This window comes from Salisediminibacterium beveridgei, assembly GCF_001721685.1.
GTDB classification, from domain to species: domain Bacteria; phylum Bacillota; class Bacilli; order Bacillales; family Salisediminibacteriaceae; genus Salisediminibacterium; species Salisediminibacterium beveridgei.
This window is the reverse complement of sequence record NZ_CP012502.1, coordinates 1,003,009-1,019,186: the sequence shown is the minus strand read 5'-3', so window position 1 is coordinate 1,019,186 and position 16,178 is coordinate 1,003,009. Positions and strand designations below refer to the sequence as shown.

Annotated in this window: 17 protein-coding genes and 1 other annotated feature; of the genes, 1 reads left to right on the top strand and 16 read right to left on the bottom strand. The window is 46.7% G+C overall.

The window, feature by feature from the left end:
- Positions 1–50 precede the first annotated feature (50 nt).
- Both BBEV_RS04600 and BBEV_RS04595 read right to left on the bottom strand, forming a co-directional pair.
- Positions 51–1,130, bottom strand: coding sequence for a M42 family metallopeptidase (locus BBEV_RS04600; RefSeq protein WP_069364396.1), 1,080 nt, complete (start codon positions 1,128–1,130; stop codon positions 51–53).
- A gap of 101 nt (positions 1,131–1,231) precedes the next feature.
- Positions 1,232–1,723 carry a dUTP diphosphatase gene (locus tag BBEV_RS04595; protein ID WP_069364395.1) on the bottom strand — a complete coding sequence of 164 codons (492 nt, stop codon included), beginning with the start codon at positions 1,721–1,723 and terminating at the stop codon, positions 1,232–1,234.
- Positions 1,724–1,887: 164 nt separating this feature from the next.
- Here BBEV_RS04595 and BBEV_RS04590 point away from each other — a divergent pair, with 164 nt between their 5' ends.
- The gene (locus BBEV_RS04590; RefSeq protein WP_069364394.1) at positions 1,888–2,295 is read left to right on the top strand and encodes a sigma-w pathway protein ysdB; all 408 of its coding nucleotides are present in this window, start codon (positions 1,888–1,890) and stop codon (positions 2,293–2,295) included.
- Positions 2,296–2,360: 65 nt separating this feature from the next.
- Here BBEV_RS04590 and BBEV_RS04585 read toward each other — a convergent pair whose 3' ends face one another.
- The 14 genes from BBEV_RS04585 to mqnC all read right to left on the bottom strand — a co-directional run bounded on the left by BBEV_RS04585 (position 2,361) and on the right by mqnC (position 16,152).
- A complete protein-coding gene (locus BBEV_RS04585) occupies positions 2,361–3,464 on the bottom strand; it encodes an ABC transporter permease (RefSeq protein WP_069364393.1) in 1,104 nt (367 codons plus the stop codon).
- On the bottom strand, positions 3,461–4,732 hold the full coding sequence (locus BBEV_RS04580) for an ABC transporter permease (RefSeq protein WP_069364392.1): 1,272 nt from the start codon (positions 4,730–4,732) through the stop codon (positions 3,461–3,463). The genes BBEV_RS04585 and BBEV_RS04580 overlap by 4 nt, the downstream gene beginning before the upstream one ends.
- 14 nt (positions 4,733–4,746) lie before the next feature.
- A complete protein-coding gene (locus BBEV_RS04575) occupies positions 4,747–5,640 on the bottom strand; it encodes an ABC transporter ATP-binding protein (RefSeq protein ID WP_407690247.1) in 894 nt (297 codons plus the stop codon).
- A 144-nt stretch (positions 5,641–5,784) separates the two neighbouring features.
- A complete protein-coding gene (locus BBEV_RS04570) occupies positions 5,785–6,441 on the bottom strand; it encodes a response regulator (RefSeq protein ID WP_069366594.1) in 657 nt (218 codons plus the stop codon).
- Between the two features lie 5 nt (positions 6,442–6,446).
- Positions 6,447–7,577, bottom strand: coding sequence for a sensor histidine kinase (locus tag BBEV_RS04565; RefSeq protein WP_198155067.1), 1,131 nt, complete (start codon positions 7,575–7,577; stop codon positions 6,447–6,449).
- Positions 7,578–7,687: 110 nt separating this feature from the next.
- Entirely contained in the window at positions 7,688–8,257 is a 570-nt protein-coding gene (locus BBEV_RS04560; RefSeq protein WP_084007469.1) for a TVP38/TMEM64 family protein, read from the bottom strand.
- 43 nt (positions 8,258–8,300) lie between these two features.
- On the bottom strand, positions 8,301–8,630 hold the full coding sequence (locus BBEV_RS04555) for a DUF1294 domain-containing protein (RefSeq protein WP_157100918.1): 330 nt from the start codon (positions 8,628–8,630) through the stop codon (positions 8,301–8,303).
- Between the two features lie 125 nt (positions 8,631–8,755).
- Complete coding sequence (gene rplT, locus BBEV_RS04550; RefSeq protein ID WP_069364389.1) at positions 8,756–9,112, bottom strand: 50S ribosomal protein L20; 357 nt, start codon at positions 9,110–9,112, stop codon at positions 8,756–8,758.
- 73 nt (positions 9,113–9,185) lie between these two features.
- Entirely contained in the window at positions 9,186–9,374 is a 189-nt protein-coding gene (gene rpmI / locus BBEV_RS04545) for a 50S ribosomal protein L35 (RefSeq protein WP_069364388.1), read from the bottom strand.
- A 102-nt stretch (positions 9,375–9,476) separates the two neighbouring features.
- A complete protein-coding gene (infC, locus tag BBEV_RS04540) occupies positions 9,477–9,983 on the bottom strand; it encodes a translation initiation factor IF-3 (RefSeq protein WP_069364387.1) in 507 nt (168 codons plus the stop codon).
- Between the two features lie 87 nt (positions 9,984–10,070).
- Positions 10,071–10,190: a sequence feature (ribosomal protein L20 leader region), on the bottom strand.
- Between the two features lie 50 nt (positions 10,191–10,240).
- Positions 10,241–10,762, bottom strand: coding sequence for an EAL domain-containing protein (locus BBEV_RS17885; protein ID WP_069364386.1), 522 nt, complete (start codon positions 10,760–10,762; stop codon positions 10,241–10,243).
- Entirely contained in the window at positions 10,746–12,359 is a 1,614-nt protein-coding gene (locus tag BBEV_RS04530; protein WP_198155066.1) for a diguanylate cyclase domain-containing protein, read from the bottom strand. Before BBEV_RS04530 ends, BBEV_RS17885 begins: the two co-directional genes overlap by 17 nt.
- Positions 12,360–12,518: 159 nt before the next feature.
- The gene (gene thrS, locus BBEV_RS04525; protein WP_069364384.1) at positions 12,519–14,468 is read right to left on the bottom strand and encodes a threonine--tRNA ligase; all 1,950 of its coding nucleotides are present in this window, start codon (positions 14,466–14,468) and stop codon (positions 12,519–12,521) included.
- A gap of 577 nt (positions 14,469–15,045) precedes the next feature.
- Positions 15,046–16,152 (bottom strand): cyclic dehypoxanthinyl futalosine synthase, encoded by a 1,107-nt coding sequence (gene mqnC / locus BBEV_RS04520; protein WP_069364383.1) that lies wholly within the window; start codon positions 16,150–16,152, stop codon positions 15,046–15,048.
- Positions 16,153–16,178: the final 26 nt, after the last annotated feature.

Sequence of the window (16,178 nt, the reverse complement as noted above, 5' to 3'; positions counted from 1 at the left end):
AAAAAGAAAACCTGCTGCGGGAATGCCGCAACAGGCCTTTTGTCGTATAATCAGTCGAATGTAATTTCTTTGACCGTGTCTGTATCCAGCTTCTTGATGACCGAAACGATCAGTTTCACGGCATTCTCAAAATCATCCCGATGAAGGATGCCTGCATGTGTATGGATATAGCGGGTAGCCACCGTAATCGACAGCGCAGGTACACCGTTTGCCGTCAGGTGAATCGCTCCGGAATCTGTACCACCGCCTGGTACTGCATCAAACTGATACGGGATGTCATTCTCATCCGCAGTATCCGTCACAAAATCGCGCAGTCCCTTATGAGAAATCATTGAGGCATCGTACATGATGATTTGCGGGCCTTCACCCATTTTTGCCAATGCATCTTTCTCTGTGACCCCTGGTGTATCTCCGGCAATCCCCACATCCACACCAAAACCGATGTCCGGTTGAATATGGTGCGCAGACGTGCGTGCACCTCTCAGACCCACTTCTTCTTGTACAGTCCCGACGCCGTAAACGGTGTTGGGGTGATCCGTATCTTTTAACTGCTTTAACACTTCAATTGCAATCGCACAGCCGATCCGGTTGTCCCAGGCTTTTGCCATGAGGAGCTTTTCGTTCTTCATGACGGTGAAATCACAAACCGGCACCACTGAGTCTCCGGGACGCACGCCGAAGGATTCTGCTTCTTCGCGGCTTGACGCACCGATATCAATAAACATTTCTTTTTTATCCATAGATTTTTTCCGGGCTTCAGGAGCGAGAATATGCGGTGGTTTAGAACCGATCACGCCTGGAATGTTGCCTTCTCTTGTCATGACGGAGACACGCTGAGCAAGCATGACCTGCTCCCACCAGCCACCGACTGTCTGGAATTTCAGGAAACCACGGTCATCGATTTGCGTGATCATAAAGCCGATCTCATCGAGGTGACCTGCTACCATGATTTTCGGGCCATCGGTGACAGAACCCGTCTTCTTGGCAATCAAACTGCCGAGGTGATCCGTCTCTACTTCATCCGCAAAAGGTTCGATGAATTTCTTCATCACCTCGCGGGGTTCGCGCTCGTTACCGGGAACACCATTGGCATCCGTCAGTTCTTTTAACATGTTCAACATATCGTCCATGATTTCATCCTCCTGTTATGTATCGTTATGATCAAATTGTGCCTGTTATAAGTATAACGTTTTCACTGAAAAATCTCAAACCCCTTCGAGTTTCGAAATAATCAATAGCCTTCACGTTGACGCTGAAAATTCACCTGATTCTTTTCATGATAGGCGCCTTCAATGTCGGCCTCTCCAAACCCGAGCGCCACTCCAAGCATCAGGTACGCATGAAACAGCTTTTCGTAAGACGACAGGGCCCGGTTTTGCCGCAGCTCTTCAAGGCAACGGTAAACCGACAGGAATGCTGCGGTCTGATCGACTTCCTGCACCTGATGATCAGCATTGACGTCCACCGATTCATAACTCAACTCAATGCCAACCGACAATAGAAAATGCAAGCCGTCCACATATTCCTCAAGAATCGTCTGACGAGCTGAAGGTCCTTTGTCACTCCAGAATTTAAAACAACGGGTCTCGTTTGCCAGCTCTCCGAGTTCCACATAAAAAGCGAGGAATTTCCGCTCGAGTAAAGACTGCCCGGATAAGCCCTTTGATTGTTCGATATTCCGGTCCAGTTCTCGTTGCATTTCAAATAACTGTTTTGTATTCATACTACAACTCCCTTTGATTGAATTCCTTATCGCCACTCATTATACTGAACGTAACTATGTTTTGTCATGAGCGACAGGATTTTTTTGAAACTCTTTTTGCAGTTGAATCGTAACTAGTAACAGAACTGCTTATTTTATGTCTCATCAACAAAGGAGAGGTTTTAATGTTTCACATTCTGCTCTTTCGCCTCTTGTTAATCATAGCTGTCGCCATTATCGTGTTCAGCATCACGAAATATATTCTCGATCCCCGCAGGAAGCTTGAAGCGGCCAAAAACCGTGGTGACTTCTATTTACTCGACGATACAGAGAATATTCGCAGGAATATCACTTTCACTTATAAATCCGCCTTATTCGAGGGCGAAAAATTTCTTGATCCCAACCAGCCAGGACCTGACGTTACCAATATTATGGTCTGGTCTGAAGATATCGATGAATTCCAACGGATGTCACTGAGAGATTTTCAATACATGGAGCGGGAGTTGAAACTGCGCTACCCCGATGCCCTTGTTGAATGGCGCACGCCTGTTGATGATTGGATAAAACGTCTGAAAAGAACACGCGAATCCTGACCGGATCATTTTGCCACCCCACACCTGTCATCGGTTGTGGGGTGGCATTGTCATGTCTATGTGATTCAGCTTCGCCTCTCCATCAGATTAATCCCGATACCTGCTGCAAGGACACCCATTAAGAACAGCAGTCCGAGTTGCTCTTGAATCGCATACAGGCCGTTCCCATATACACTGATCTGAATCATTGCATCCATGGCATACTTGATTGGAATAACTTGAGAGAGCGCGAGAATCAATGGATTCGAGACAATTTCCAAAGGCCAGAAAGCACCACCGAGCATAGCCATCGCCGTTGCCGCAATCGGAATTACCGCCTGCAGCCGTTCCGGAGACGGGACAAGCCCAAGGATCAAAAGCCCCAGACTCACGATCGTGAAGACGTAAACTCCTGCAATCAGGGTAATCAGAGCAAATGAATCCCCGAGGTCATAGTTAAACAGATAACGAAACACGAAAAAGGCAGTCATGATCTGAATGTAGCCAACGAGAAATGTAAAGGCAAGATGTCCCATGTACACTTGAATTTTTGCCAATGGGGAAACGATAATCCGGTCCCATGTGCCCGATTTTTTTTCTTCCACCACCCGCGTCAGGCTGAACAGCATCGTGAACATCGCGAAATAGAGTGTCATGCCAAATAGATTTTGTAACTGATTATCATAGATGAAATCATCCGCTTCACCTGTAGCCAATGACTGGGTTGACACGGTCAGGACAGGATCGTCCCGGTATTCTTCAATGTTTTCACGAATCGAAAAACCCGCTTGCTCCTCAGCTTCTCTCAGCCGGATTTCTTCGAAGAAGACCTGATTCACATGACCCGAGGCCCTCTGATAACGCTCTTCTTCCACACTCACCCAAAAGCGGTAATCATCATCAAGGAGTTCAAGTGCGAAATGAAGATGACCACTGCGTAAACGATCCTTGATCTGTTCCTCTTCATCCAATGTAAACACGAACTGTTCATGTTCATTCAGGAGATCGAGCCATGTTTCTGCCTCAGCGTCCATAACGGTATCGTCCGTAAACACGTTCACCTGAATGGTGTTTTGCTGCCCGGCTCCGCCCAGGAAAAAAACGAAGACAAGTGTGAGGCCCAGAAAAGACAAGAACATCAATGGCGAACGGATGAGTCGTCTGATTTGCAGTTGAAAGACCGCCTTCATCCCTTCACCCCCTTATCTTTCGGATAAAGCCCTGCTGCCAGAACCGTCAGCAGAACGCAGATCAGTAACAGCCTGTAAATGGAGGGGAGCAGTTCGCTCATTTCAAAGCCTTGAATCCACCTCAGATACAACGTCATTCCCTGTCCGTTCGGTGTCAGATCGCCCACAGTCCGGATGATTCCAGGCAGTCCTTCTGTCGGGAAGAAGCTTCCACCGGTGAAAGCCATCAATGCAACAACGCCACCAGAAAAAACATTTGCTGCTGCATTACTTTTTTGCCGGATGGTAATTGCGGATACTAACGCCCCCAAAGCCCCCACACTCATCGCCATCACAAGGGAAATCAGCACGATTCCAAGCCAGAATGACGGGGAGGACTGGGGAAAGGTCTGAAATACGAGGGCTGATAGACCAAACAATACGATCAGCTGTAAAAATGCAATCAGCATGGCTGAGAGCCATTTTCCTGAGAGATAGCTGACCGCACCTGTGCCTGATAAGAGGATCCGGTCGAGCACATGCGATTTTCGTTCAACATTGGCAAATGAGGCAATGGTGGCAGCAGTATACAACACGAACATCACAGCCATGCCCGCTGTGTAATATTGTTGTGAATTGATGGGATCATAGGAAGTCAAGGTTTCGATTTGACCCAGCTCTGTCATGGAACGTTCCGGTTCTTCAGCAATTTCTCTGGCAATGGCAGTTTCGAGATTAAAGGTCTCCGTAAAGCGGTTCAGTATATCATGCATCACACGTCCGTAGATCGATTGTTCATCCTGTATCGTCAACTGCAACGAACTGCCGTCACCTTCCCCAATGATCATCAAAACGAGACTGTCATAGGTGAAGTGTTCCGGCACCTCTATCACTGCGTTGTAGCGGTTCTCCTCCAACCCGTTCAGCGCAGCCTCTGTCTCTTCCTCCCTGTGGATGGTGATCATTCCGGACATCTCATCGGATTCCAGCAATTGATCGAGCATCCGGGCAGGCGAGATCTCTTGTAAGGACCTGCTCAGCTCGTCAATTGCGTCTTCTGGCATACCTGATGCCGATAAATCTTCCAACAGCTGTTCTTGTGCTCCTTGCCGGTCATCAAGATCGATCAGGGCCACATCGATATCGAGGGCTTCTCCGCCTCCTGTTAACAGACCGCGAAGAGCAAAACCGAGAATCGCAATCAGGATCAGGGGCATCGCAAACAACAGCAGCAGTTCAGTGCGGTTTCTAAGCAGTAATTTCAGGTCTTTTACGATATAGGTCAACATGCTGTTTTCCCCTCCTAATCCCGAAGTGTTCTGCCAGTAAGGTGGAGAAACACATCCTCAAGTGAAGGTACCTCAACTCGGACATTCAGCACATTCACCTGCAAAGCCTCCGCCAGCTGAAAGACCTCAGGCAATTTACGTATCCCTTTTGCAACAATCAGCTTGACACCTTCTTCTGTATCCTGGACCTGACGAATGCCTTCAATGGCGAATAACTGATCCGAAAATTCCTGATTCGGAACCTCGACATCGATGTATATCGCTTCCTCATTCGAAAGAATTCGCTTCAGTTCATCATTTGTGCCGTTTGCGATGATTTGACCATGATCCATGATATAAATCCGATCACACAACCGTTCAACTTCTTCCATGTAATGGCTCGTATACAAAATGGTCATGCCTTTCTCTTCATTCAACAATTTCACCATTTCAAGGATATAGGTCCGGGATTGGGGATCGATTCCCACGGTAGGTTCATCCATAATCAGAATTTCCGGATCATGCAGGAGTGCGCAGGCGATGTTGATCCGCCGTTTCATCCCGCCGGAATACGTTTTGATCAAGTCATCTTTTCGATCCGTCAAGCCAACCATCTCTAACCGTTCAGCTATCCGCTCCTTCAGATCAGACCCTTTCAGACCATAGATCCGCCCGAAAAACTGCAAGTTTTCAAACGCAGACAAATCTTCATACAATGCAATTTCCTGCGGGACAACACCAAGAATTTTTCTGACTTTCCCCGTCTTACCGAGAATACTTTCACCACTTAGCAATACATCCCCACTGCTTGGTTTCATTAACGTAGAGATCATGGAGATCGTCGTTGATTTCCCTGCCCCGTTCGGGCCCAAAAGACCAACGGATTCCCCTTTGCCCAGATAAATACTGACACTGTCAACCGCATTCATCTGTTTGAATTTTTTTGTTAATTCATGTGTTTCAAGCATGGTACCGCCCCCCGTTTCCTATGTCCTTTCTTTCAGTATATACGAAAAGAAGACAGTACAAGTACTGTCTTCAGTCATGATTTGTACTTCTATTTATGACTTTGGTCATTTATCTGCCAAACCGTTATGAATCGCAAAAATGGCAAGCTGCGTCCGGTCGCGGAGCTCGAGTTTATGAAGAATGACGCTGATGAGGTTTTTGACTGTGCCGATCGTTAAAAACAGCTCAGAGGCGATCTCTTTATTGCTCAGACCACGGCCCACTGCGCCAATGATCGTTCGTTCCCGTTCAGTGATGTCATCAGGCAAAACTGAATTGGCTGTCGTTTCTGTCTTCTGTCTGTTCATCAGAAGAGGAACCACAGTGGCCGCCACCTGAGGTTCGATGGCCAAGCCCCCTTCGATACATGTCCGGATGGCACGAATCAGTCCTTCTGCATCGGCATTTTTAAGTAAATATCCCCTGGCGCCATGTTTCAATGCTTCAATCGCGTACTCATCATCATTGAACGTTGTCAGCATTAAAGTCATTACTTTCGGATAGCGCTCTCGGATGATCTTAGCGGCATCCAGGCCATTCATATGCGGCATCCGGATATCCAGAATGGCGAGATCAATGTCCGGGTGTTTCTCCAGCAAAGAGAGAACTTCTTCACCGTTGCTTGCCTCCGCAACCACAAAAAGGCCATCGCCTGTTTCAATCATCATCTTGAGACCCTGTCTTACCAGCGCCTGATCTTCTGCCAGGAGTATCTTCACCATCTGATTCATTCCCCTCTTTGTATCGGCAACCGTCCCTGCACGATAAATTCATTACCTTCTCTTTGGACTGTCAAGGTCCCCTCAACACGCTCAATGCGTTCTCTCATTGCCTTCAGTCCAAACCCTTCTGAAAAGGTCAAGTCTTCTTTGACAGGATTTGTAACGCTGAACTGAAAAACAGATCCCCCTGCCACCTCAAACGTGATGCCAACCGTTTTCACTTCGCTGTGCCTCATACTATTTGTCAAAGACTCCTGGACTGAACGGTAAACGGCAACTGCCTGATCCGTTGTCAAAGGAGCCGTTAACGCGCCTTGTCTGACTGTGAATTGCACGTGGATCATGCTCTCTGCCTCAAGTTTACGGATCAGCTGCAATATTGCAGACAGACCGGCTTCTTCCTGGTTTTTCAATGCTCGAACAGCTTCGCGAGTCTCCGATAAGCCTTCACCTGCAAGTTCTTTTAAGGCTTGCACTTTCTCACGTTCGGCTTCAGGGACCGACATTCTGAAGACTTCCATCTGCATCAACAGCGCCGTCAGTTTATGACCGACCGAATCATGAATGTCTCTGGCAATCGCCTGACGTTCCTCACGCCTGGCCATTTCTTCATCATTAACCAGCCGTCTTTTCAGGCGCTTGTAGTCACTGAACAGAAACTGATGATCCTTCTTAAGCTGTTCATACTGCTGATGAACAGCTAAAAGGAGATGAAACACCGGAAGAAGGAGTGCCCCAGTCAAGGCGATCATCATCAGAGGTTCATGTTCACCCGTCAGGTAAGCGCCCGCCGCCAAAGCGGCAAATATCAGTACATGGAGCACTGTACTGGAAATTTTAGTCGTATAATAAAACATACTGCCTGAAAATATCGTCAAGCTGAACAGAACTATGTAAATCCCCGGCGGCTGAAAAGGATAAGCCACCGCCAGCAAAGAGATAGCCATGAGCACGCCAACCAGCGTCACATGACGGTGGATCAGTGGCAAGAAGAAATACAGCGCGAAAAAAATACCCGCTGCCACATAGCGAAAGACGGACAACACGGCCCCTTGAGGTGTCATCAACAGATACAAAAGCGTTGTCAGGACGAGTACAAACAGCCACATCCAAAATTGATTTTTAACCAGCATCATACACCTCACCACTTCCATTACGCATCTGATTCCAGTTTAGACCGCCTTTCATTTTCCCGCAACTGCCTTTTTTTCACAAATAAAAACCCCGAAGTCTATCCGCTCCGGAGTTACGATCTGGCTTTTGCCATAATCGCATTGAATTCTGCTTTTGTATCGTCCTGATTCTGTCCGAACCAGAAGAAAATGATCGCCAAAAAGCCAAAGAACGACAGTGTCGCATACCAGGGCATCGTTGTGATAAACCCGCCAAAGCTTGTATAGGTGATCGTCGGCAAAATCACGCCAGCGACTGAATAGCGCATGTATTCCCGAAAGGATGATGTAATTTCGATTAAAAACAAGGATAAAACCTGAAAATGAATAAATGGCATCATACGCAGGATGTTGACTTGTCCAATCGTCATTTGCCGGTTACCGAACAATTTATTTTTAATACGCGATAAATAATGCCTGGCACTCGGGATGACGTTCACAATGGCATAAAACGCTGCGCTCATCAGTGCGAGTCCAATCAGTGTATAGATCGTTCCATAGAAAATTCCGAACAAATAGCCTCCGGCAATGTAAAATACAACCACAGGAAGCAGCAGAACAGGACGGAATACATGAAGGAGTATGAAAATCAGCGGAGCGATCCATCCGGCTTCTTCGATCACCTGAAAAACCGTATCATTCACTGTTTCCAATTGACATCCCCTCCTTTATTCTTAAAACTGTGTCCTAGTAAAACAGATAAATACCCGCTGCAATGTGTACGATGGCCATTGCAGGAAGGCCCAGCGTGAATTTAGGTTTCTTTGTCTTATGTCGAATGAGCCTTGACACCATCAGCATGACAAATGCACCGCCAAGAGCACCCGCAGTAAGGAGTGTCTTCTCTGCGATCCTGGACTTGTCATTGATCGCACGCCCTTTATCGACCATCATCAAAAGACTTCCAATCACACTGATTATCAGAATATAAAGTAACGCGCCGTTCATGAATGACCATTCCAGGACAGCCACCTCCATTGCTCTCTTGACTATGAAGCTGACTTGGCTTTTCGCCAAGTTTATGGTGAACGTCTTTGTTGCACTTCTGCTTGATATCCATTATAAACGAAAATCTGATTAGGAAGTATGAAAAAAGGATGACAGCGGCCCGGATTCGGGTACCTTTGCCATCCTGCGTTGTCTTACTTCAAGTTTGCTTTTGCTTTATCAGCGAGATCAGAAAATGCCTGCTCGTCGTTAATTGCAAGATCAGCCAGCATCTTACGGTTCATTTCGATGCCTGCCTGTTTGAGACCATGCATGAAACGGTTATAAGAAAGACCATTGATCCGTGCTGCAGCATTAATACGCGCAATCCAGAGTTTACGGAAGTCGCGTTTTTTCTGGCGACGGTCGCGGTATGCATACAGATGTGATTTCATCACCTGTCCCTGTGCGGTTTTAAATAAACGATGCTTGGATCCTACGTATCCTTTAGCAAGCTTTAATACTCTTTTACGACGACGACGGGCTACATACCCACCTTTTACTCTTGCCATCGTAATCCCTCCTTTGTGCTTTCAGTATATTCGTGCGGTTGAAACAGCCGGAGCAAGCGGCTCCCGGGCTGATTTAGATCATTTCTCCAATACGCTTCTGGTCGCCTTTGCTTACAAGACCGGATTTACGAAGCTTACGCTTTTGCTTTTGGGACTTGTTCGCTGCCAGGTGACTTGTGAAGGCTTTTCCACGCTTCAGCTTGCCAGTTCCTGTCTTTTTGAAACGCTTTGAAGCGCCTGAATGAGTTTTCATTTTAGGCATAATGAATGTCCTCCTGTCCTTAAATTCTTTGTTGTTGTCGTTGTCAGTGAGAAAAAATGAATTCCGGCCGGTTTAAATCGGAAGAGATGAGTTCGGCATAACTTACTCTTTGTCAGAAACCGGTGCGAGGATGAGGAACATACTGCGTCCTTCCATCTTCGGTTTTGATTCAATCGTGGAAACATCTTTGCATCCTTCTGCAAGACGCATCAGAACATCACGACCGAGTTCAGAGTGGGTAATCGCACGTCCACGGAAGCGGATCGCTGCTTTTACTTTATCTCCTTTTTCAAGAAACTTACGAGCATTACGAAGCTTTGTGTTGAAATCATGCTCTTCAATGTTTGGACTGAGGCGAACCTCTTTGACGTTGATAATCTTCTGCTTCTTACGAGCTTCTTTTTCTTTTTTCTGCTGTTCGAAGCGATACTTCCCGTAGTCCATGATTCGGCAGACGGGAGGCTTGGCATTAGGCGCTACCATCACTAAATCCAAATCAGCATTTTGAGCCATTTCCAACGCTTCACGCTTGGATTTTACACCGATCTGATCCCCATTGGGACCGATCAATCGCACTTCCTTCGCGCGGATGTTTTCATTTACGAACATATCCTTACTAATGTTGAGCCACCTCCATGATCTTTTTTGGACCAAAGCAAGATGTTCATGCCAGTAAGGCTTTTCTGACGAACATCACGACATAAAAAAGTGTGGGCACATACGTGCGCCCACACTCCAATTGATGTTTGGAATTAAGTCGTAACCTGCCAGCACAATTGCCGATCAGGTGAGAAGCGGGCGCCTCTTCTTGCTTTCAATCCTGTATAATGTTCACTAAAACAATTTACCATAACTCCAAGTGCGTGTCAAACGCTTTTCAATAATTGATTAAAAGGCATCGGTTTCGCAAAATAGAATCCTTGAAGAACGTGACAGCCTATCGCCCGCAGATAGGCTGCTGCTTCCATCGATTCCACACCTTCTGCAACCATTTCAAGACCCAGGTCTGTTCCGAGTCTGATTGTGGCTTTTACAATCGCTTTATCCGCTTCATCTTCAGGAAGATCCTTAATGAAAGACTTGTCCACCTTCAACACGTCGATCGGGAACGTTTTCAGATAGCTTAATGACGAATAACCGGTTCCGAAGTCATCGATGGCAATTCGAAAGCCTTTTTTCTGAAGAACATTAAGCTTTGCTACATTTTCTTTTCGCTTTTCCATCAGAATATTTTCGGTTATTTCCAACTGAAACTGATCAGGATGTATATGTTCCGCTCGCAAAATCTTTTCGAGCTGAGCTACAAAATGAGGCTGCTGGAGTTGCAGTGAAGAAATGTTGACCGAGACCCGGCGTTTTGATCCTGCCAGTTCAGACCAACGACTCACATCCCGGGCTGCTTTTTTTCATAATCCATTGCCCAAGAGGAACAATCAATCCGGACTTTTCGGCCACAGGGATGAATTCCGCAGGCGAGATCAATCCGCTGTGCGGATGGTTCCAGCGAATGAGCACTTCGGCCAGATCCGCTTCTCCGGCTTTATTGAAAATGGGCTGATAGTATAACTCAAACTCGTCTTTCACTTCCAATGCCTTTCGCAAATCCCTTTCCAAAATCACATATTCGCTGAACTGTTTTTGCATATCTCCAGTGAAAAATTGGTACTTCTGACCACCGGATTTTTTGGCAGTCATCACAGCCATATCGACCTGTTTCATAATGTCTTCTGCGCTTTGGGCATAGTCCGGATAAAACGTTCCCCCGATACTGACTTGCAAATGTATATCTCCCTCAAAATAAGGGAAGGGCTCGTGAAATAACTGGACGATCTGGTTGATAAAGGGCTTGACGGTGCCATCAGAAAATCGGCTGATCAGGAAAACAAATTCGTCCCCGCCAAGATGATACAGTTTATATTTGACATGTTCACCTGCCGGGATACGGTTCATTCGTTCGGATGCGATCAATAGAAATCGATCGCCCGTTGCATGCCCAAGGCTGTCATTTATGTTCTTGAACTGATCCATGTCAATCAGAAGAATCGCGATCGGGTCATGCGACTGCTTTCTCTCCGCAATCAAATCAGACAGATCGCATTCAAACTGTCTCCTGTTCGGAAGCTCGGTTAAAGGATCTTGAAACGCCAGATCGCGCATCGCATCCTGCGTTTTTTTCAGCGGGGTGATGTCTGAAAATGAGGCTGTCACAGAGACGATGTCGCCGTCTTCCATGATGGAGGCGAAGTTGACATAAAGAGACCACTTTTGATACTCCAGCTCCAGCCCGGTCGTTTCGCCCTGGAATGCTGCTCGCAATTGACGCAGGAAAAGCTGTTTATTCTCATTGGATAATCGCAGCACATCCTCAACTGACGTACCGAGGACCTCTCTTTTTTCAATCTGGAGTTTATCGATCATCTTGCCGCCAATCAATGCAACCGGGTAATTCCCTCTTTGATCATCTTCAATTCGCATCACCATATTATCGAGATTGTTTATGACCGCTTCATAATTGTCTTCTATTTTATTTCTTTCTTTTTCCCCGATTCGCTTACTCTCTGAAATATCTTTGCGGATGGCGATATAATGTTTAATGCTGTTATTCTCATGTAAAACGGGCGTGATCGCTGTTTGCAGCCAAAAGATCCGACCGTTTTTGTGTTGATTTTTGATCTCACCGGTCCAGGACTCCCCCCGCTGGATTGTAGCCCACAACTCATCGTAAAAGGCCTGTGAATGCAAATGGGATTTGATTAACCCATATTCACTGCCAATCAGTTCAGATCTGAGATAACCGAACACCTCACAGAAGTAGTCATTTACATACAAAATTGTTCCACTCGGATCGATAATGGATATGAGGGTCACATCATCCACCGCTTCGAGTATGTGCTTCAGATCCTGATAATTTTCGCCGTAACACCCCTCAGGAATTGAACGGGTCTCTGTTTCATCCTCCCTATGCATCGTCAACCAATCAGTCAAAAAGCGGTACCTGAATGTCATCTCAACACATCCAATCCTTCTATATCATACATTAAGTGTACTTCTAAAGTCTTATGAATTCAATATACTTCTTTGATATCCGTTTGTTTCAAAAATAAGCACAGTGAATTTTAAATTCACTGTGCTTTTGGGAGGGATTTATTGATCACTTTTTCCATACGTGCGAATGTCCGCCTGAATCTTCTCCACAAAGGCAGCCATCGCCATTTCTGTTGAATCTTTCTGTCCGTAACGTCTGACATTCACACTCTCGTTTTCGATTTCATTATCCCCGAGTACAAGCAGGTAAGGAATCTTCTGCATCTGCGCTTCCCTTATCTTATACCCGAGTTTCTCATTTCGCGTATCCACATGGACACGGACGCCCGCTTTCCGCAGTTCATCCTCGACTTTTTTCACGTAATCCAGATGCACGTCACTGACAGGAATGATTTCTGCTTGAACCGGGGCCAGCCATGTTGGAAAAGCGCCTTTATACTCTTCGATCAGGAAGGCAACAAATCGTTCCATCGTAGAAACGACGCCTCTGTGAATGACAACCGGACGATGATCCTTGCCGTCTTCTCCTGTATACGTCAAATCAAAGCGCTCCGGCAGGTGGAAGTCGAGTTGTACAGTGGAGAGCGTCTCATCCTTACCAAGGGCTGTTTTCACCTGAACATCAAGCTTCGGGCCATAGAAAGCAGCTTCTCCATCTGCTTCAATATATTCCACACCCATCTCATCGACGGCTTCCTTCAGCATCGCCTGAGCCTTCACCCACATCTCGTCGTTGTCGACATATTTCTCTTTATCCTCCGGGTCCCGGTAAGACAGACGGAAATAGTAATCATCAATTTGAAAATCTTCGTACACAGCCTGGACCAGTTCAACAACACGGATGAATTCTTCTTTCAGCTGATCCGGCCGGCAGAAAATATGCGCATCGTTCAATGTCATCGCCCGGACCCGCTGAAGACCGGCAAGGGCTCCGGACATTTCATGGCGGTGCATCGTGCCGAGTTCTGCAATCCGAAGCGGCAGGTTCCGGTAACTGTGCTTCTCATTTTTATAAATCATCATATGGTGCGGGCAGTTCATCGGACGAAGGACGAGATCCTCATTGTCCATATGCAATACCGGGAACATGTCATCCTGATAGTGATCCCAGTGTCCGGATGTCTTGTACAAATCGACACTGCCAAGTACCGGCGTATAGACATGGTCATAGCCGAGGCGTTCTTCGATATCGACAATATAGCGTTCAATCTGGCGGCGCACCGTCGCACCTTTCGGTAACCACAGCGGAAGCCCCTGGCCGACTTTCTGACTCACTGCAAAAATGCCGAGCTCCTTTCCAAGTTTCCGGTGGTCACGTTCTTTACGTTCTTCAAGAAGCTGCAGGTAATCATCCACCTGCTTTTGTTTCGGAAAGGCCGTGCCATAGACACGTTGCAGCATTTTATTATCACTGTCCCCGCGCCAATATGCACCGTTCACCTGCAACAGCTTGAACTTTTTCAGTTTGCTGGTTTGCGGAACATGCACCCCGCGGCAGAGGTCAAAGAACTCACCCTGTTCGTAGATCGTGATCTGATCGCCTTCCGGGATATCCTCCATCAACTCAAGCTTCAGTTCATCACCAATATCTTCATAGCGGCGGATCGCCTCTTCTCTTGATACTTCCACCCGCTTGATTTCATGATTTTCATCAATGATCTTCTTCATCTCTTTTTCAATTTTCGGCAGATCCTCTGGCGTCAGTTTATGCTCCATGTCAATATCGTAATAGAAGCCTTCCTCAATCACCGGACCGACTCCGAGCTTTACGTCATCAAACAGCCGCTTGACTGCCTGGGCCATCAAGTGTGCCGTGCTGTGACGCAGCACATCGAGTCCTTCCTGGGAATCATACGTGAGAATTTCAATCTGAGCACTCTCTTGAATCGGTGTTCTGAGATCGATCGGTTCACCGTCGACTTTACCTGCTACGGCATTTTTCTTAAGCCCTGGTGAGATGGACTGGGCAACTTCTTCCATCGAAATACCCTGTTCGAATTCCTTGACGTTGCCATCGGGAAATGTGAGTTGTACTTGTTGTGCTGACATATGAATCATCCTCTCTTTCATGGTTCTTCTTTTACTACATACCGTTCAGTTTCGCTTTGCTATTGATTCAGACACTTTTTCATAAGCGTCAGGCTCTGACACCAGAGGATCGGCGAGTATGTTCGTGCAACGAGTAATCGCAGAAACAGAAGACACATCCCTTCGACAGTCAGACACGACATTTCTCGCAGAGCCTAAAAAAAGCCCGTCCGCTTCTGAATCAATAATTCAGAAGGGACGAGCTGATGCATCGTGGTTCCACCCTTGTTCCCTGTCGAGGTAAGACAGGCTTCATGGTCTTCGTAACGTGAAGAGTAACGCCGGGAGTTTCGGTGGTCCTTGACTGAGACACACGTTCCAAACCGGTGCTTCGCAGTGGTAAACAACTTTCATTCACGAGAACCTTCCAGCCGCGGGTTCACTCTCTGTCCGTTTCAGAAAAGCTGATCATATCTGCATCAACGCATCTGTGATTTGTTATTGAAGTTCAGTATAGCGAAGCTTGTATGGAAAATCAAGAGGCCTCAGAAAAAGAAATCAAGCTGCAGGCTTATCCCGCAACTTGATTTGAGCTCGGTCAGTTTTGCATGACGAAGTCGTTTTCCACTGATTCGTCTTCTTTGAAAACACGGAGCGTGTTGTATTTTGTATCGCGCTGGGCAGGAATCTTACCTGCTTCACGGATGAGACGTAAAATCAGATTCGTATCGACTTTATGGGTCGCACCTGCAGATGATACAACGTTCTCTTCCATCATTGTACTTCCAAAGTCGTTAATGCCATAAGAGAGGGATTCTTTACCGACTTCAGGTCCCATCGTTACCCAGGAAGACTGGAAGTTCTTCACGTTATCCAGGAAGATTCGGGCAATCGCCGTGTTCTTCAGGTATTCACGTGCCGTAACACGTTCACCCTTCATCGCGGTATTATCCGGCTGGAAGGTCCAGGAGATAAAAGCCAAAAAGCAATCCGCATCGTCCTGCGCGTCGCGCAGTCGCTGCAAATGCAGTGCCCGCTCTTCGTACGTTTCACCGAAGCCGATCACCATGGTCGCCGTGCCGTGCATACCGACCTTCTTCACCATCTTCATGCATTCGATCCACTCTTCCCACGTTCCTTTCAGACGGCTGATCCGTCTGCGTGTGCGGTTATCAAGAATCTCTGCACCACCACCTGGTACGGAGTCCAGTCCGGCTTCTTTGAGTTCAATCAATACTTCTTCCAACGATTTACCGGAAACTTCAACCATCTTATAAATCTCGGCTGGTGAGAAGGAATGCATGGTGATATCAAAACGCTTCTTGATTTCCCGAAGCAAATTCGTATAGTATTCAAACGGCAGGTTCGGGTTGGTCCCGCCCTGCATCAAAATTTCTGTGCCATTGACGTCTTTGGTCTCCTGAATTTTTTGAAAGATTTCTTCATCATCAAGGACATAGCCGTCTGCGGCATTCGGCGGCCGGTAAAAAGCACAGAAACGGCAATAAGTATCACACAGATTCGTATAATTGACATTTCGACCAACGACAAAGGTCGTGATCGGGTCCGGATTCCACTTCAGCATCTTTTCGTTGGCTACTTCACCAATCTTTTCTACTTCATCACTCTGATATAACGTGATTGCATCTTCAACTGAGAGTCGCTCACCCTGACGTGCTCTTTCAAGGATATGATCTATACTCATGCTGTTGCCCCCATTCTGATTCAAAA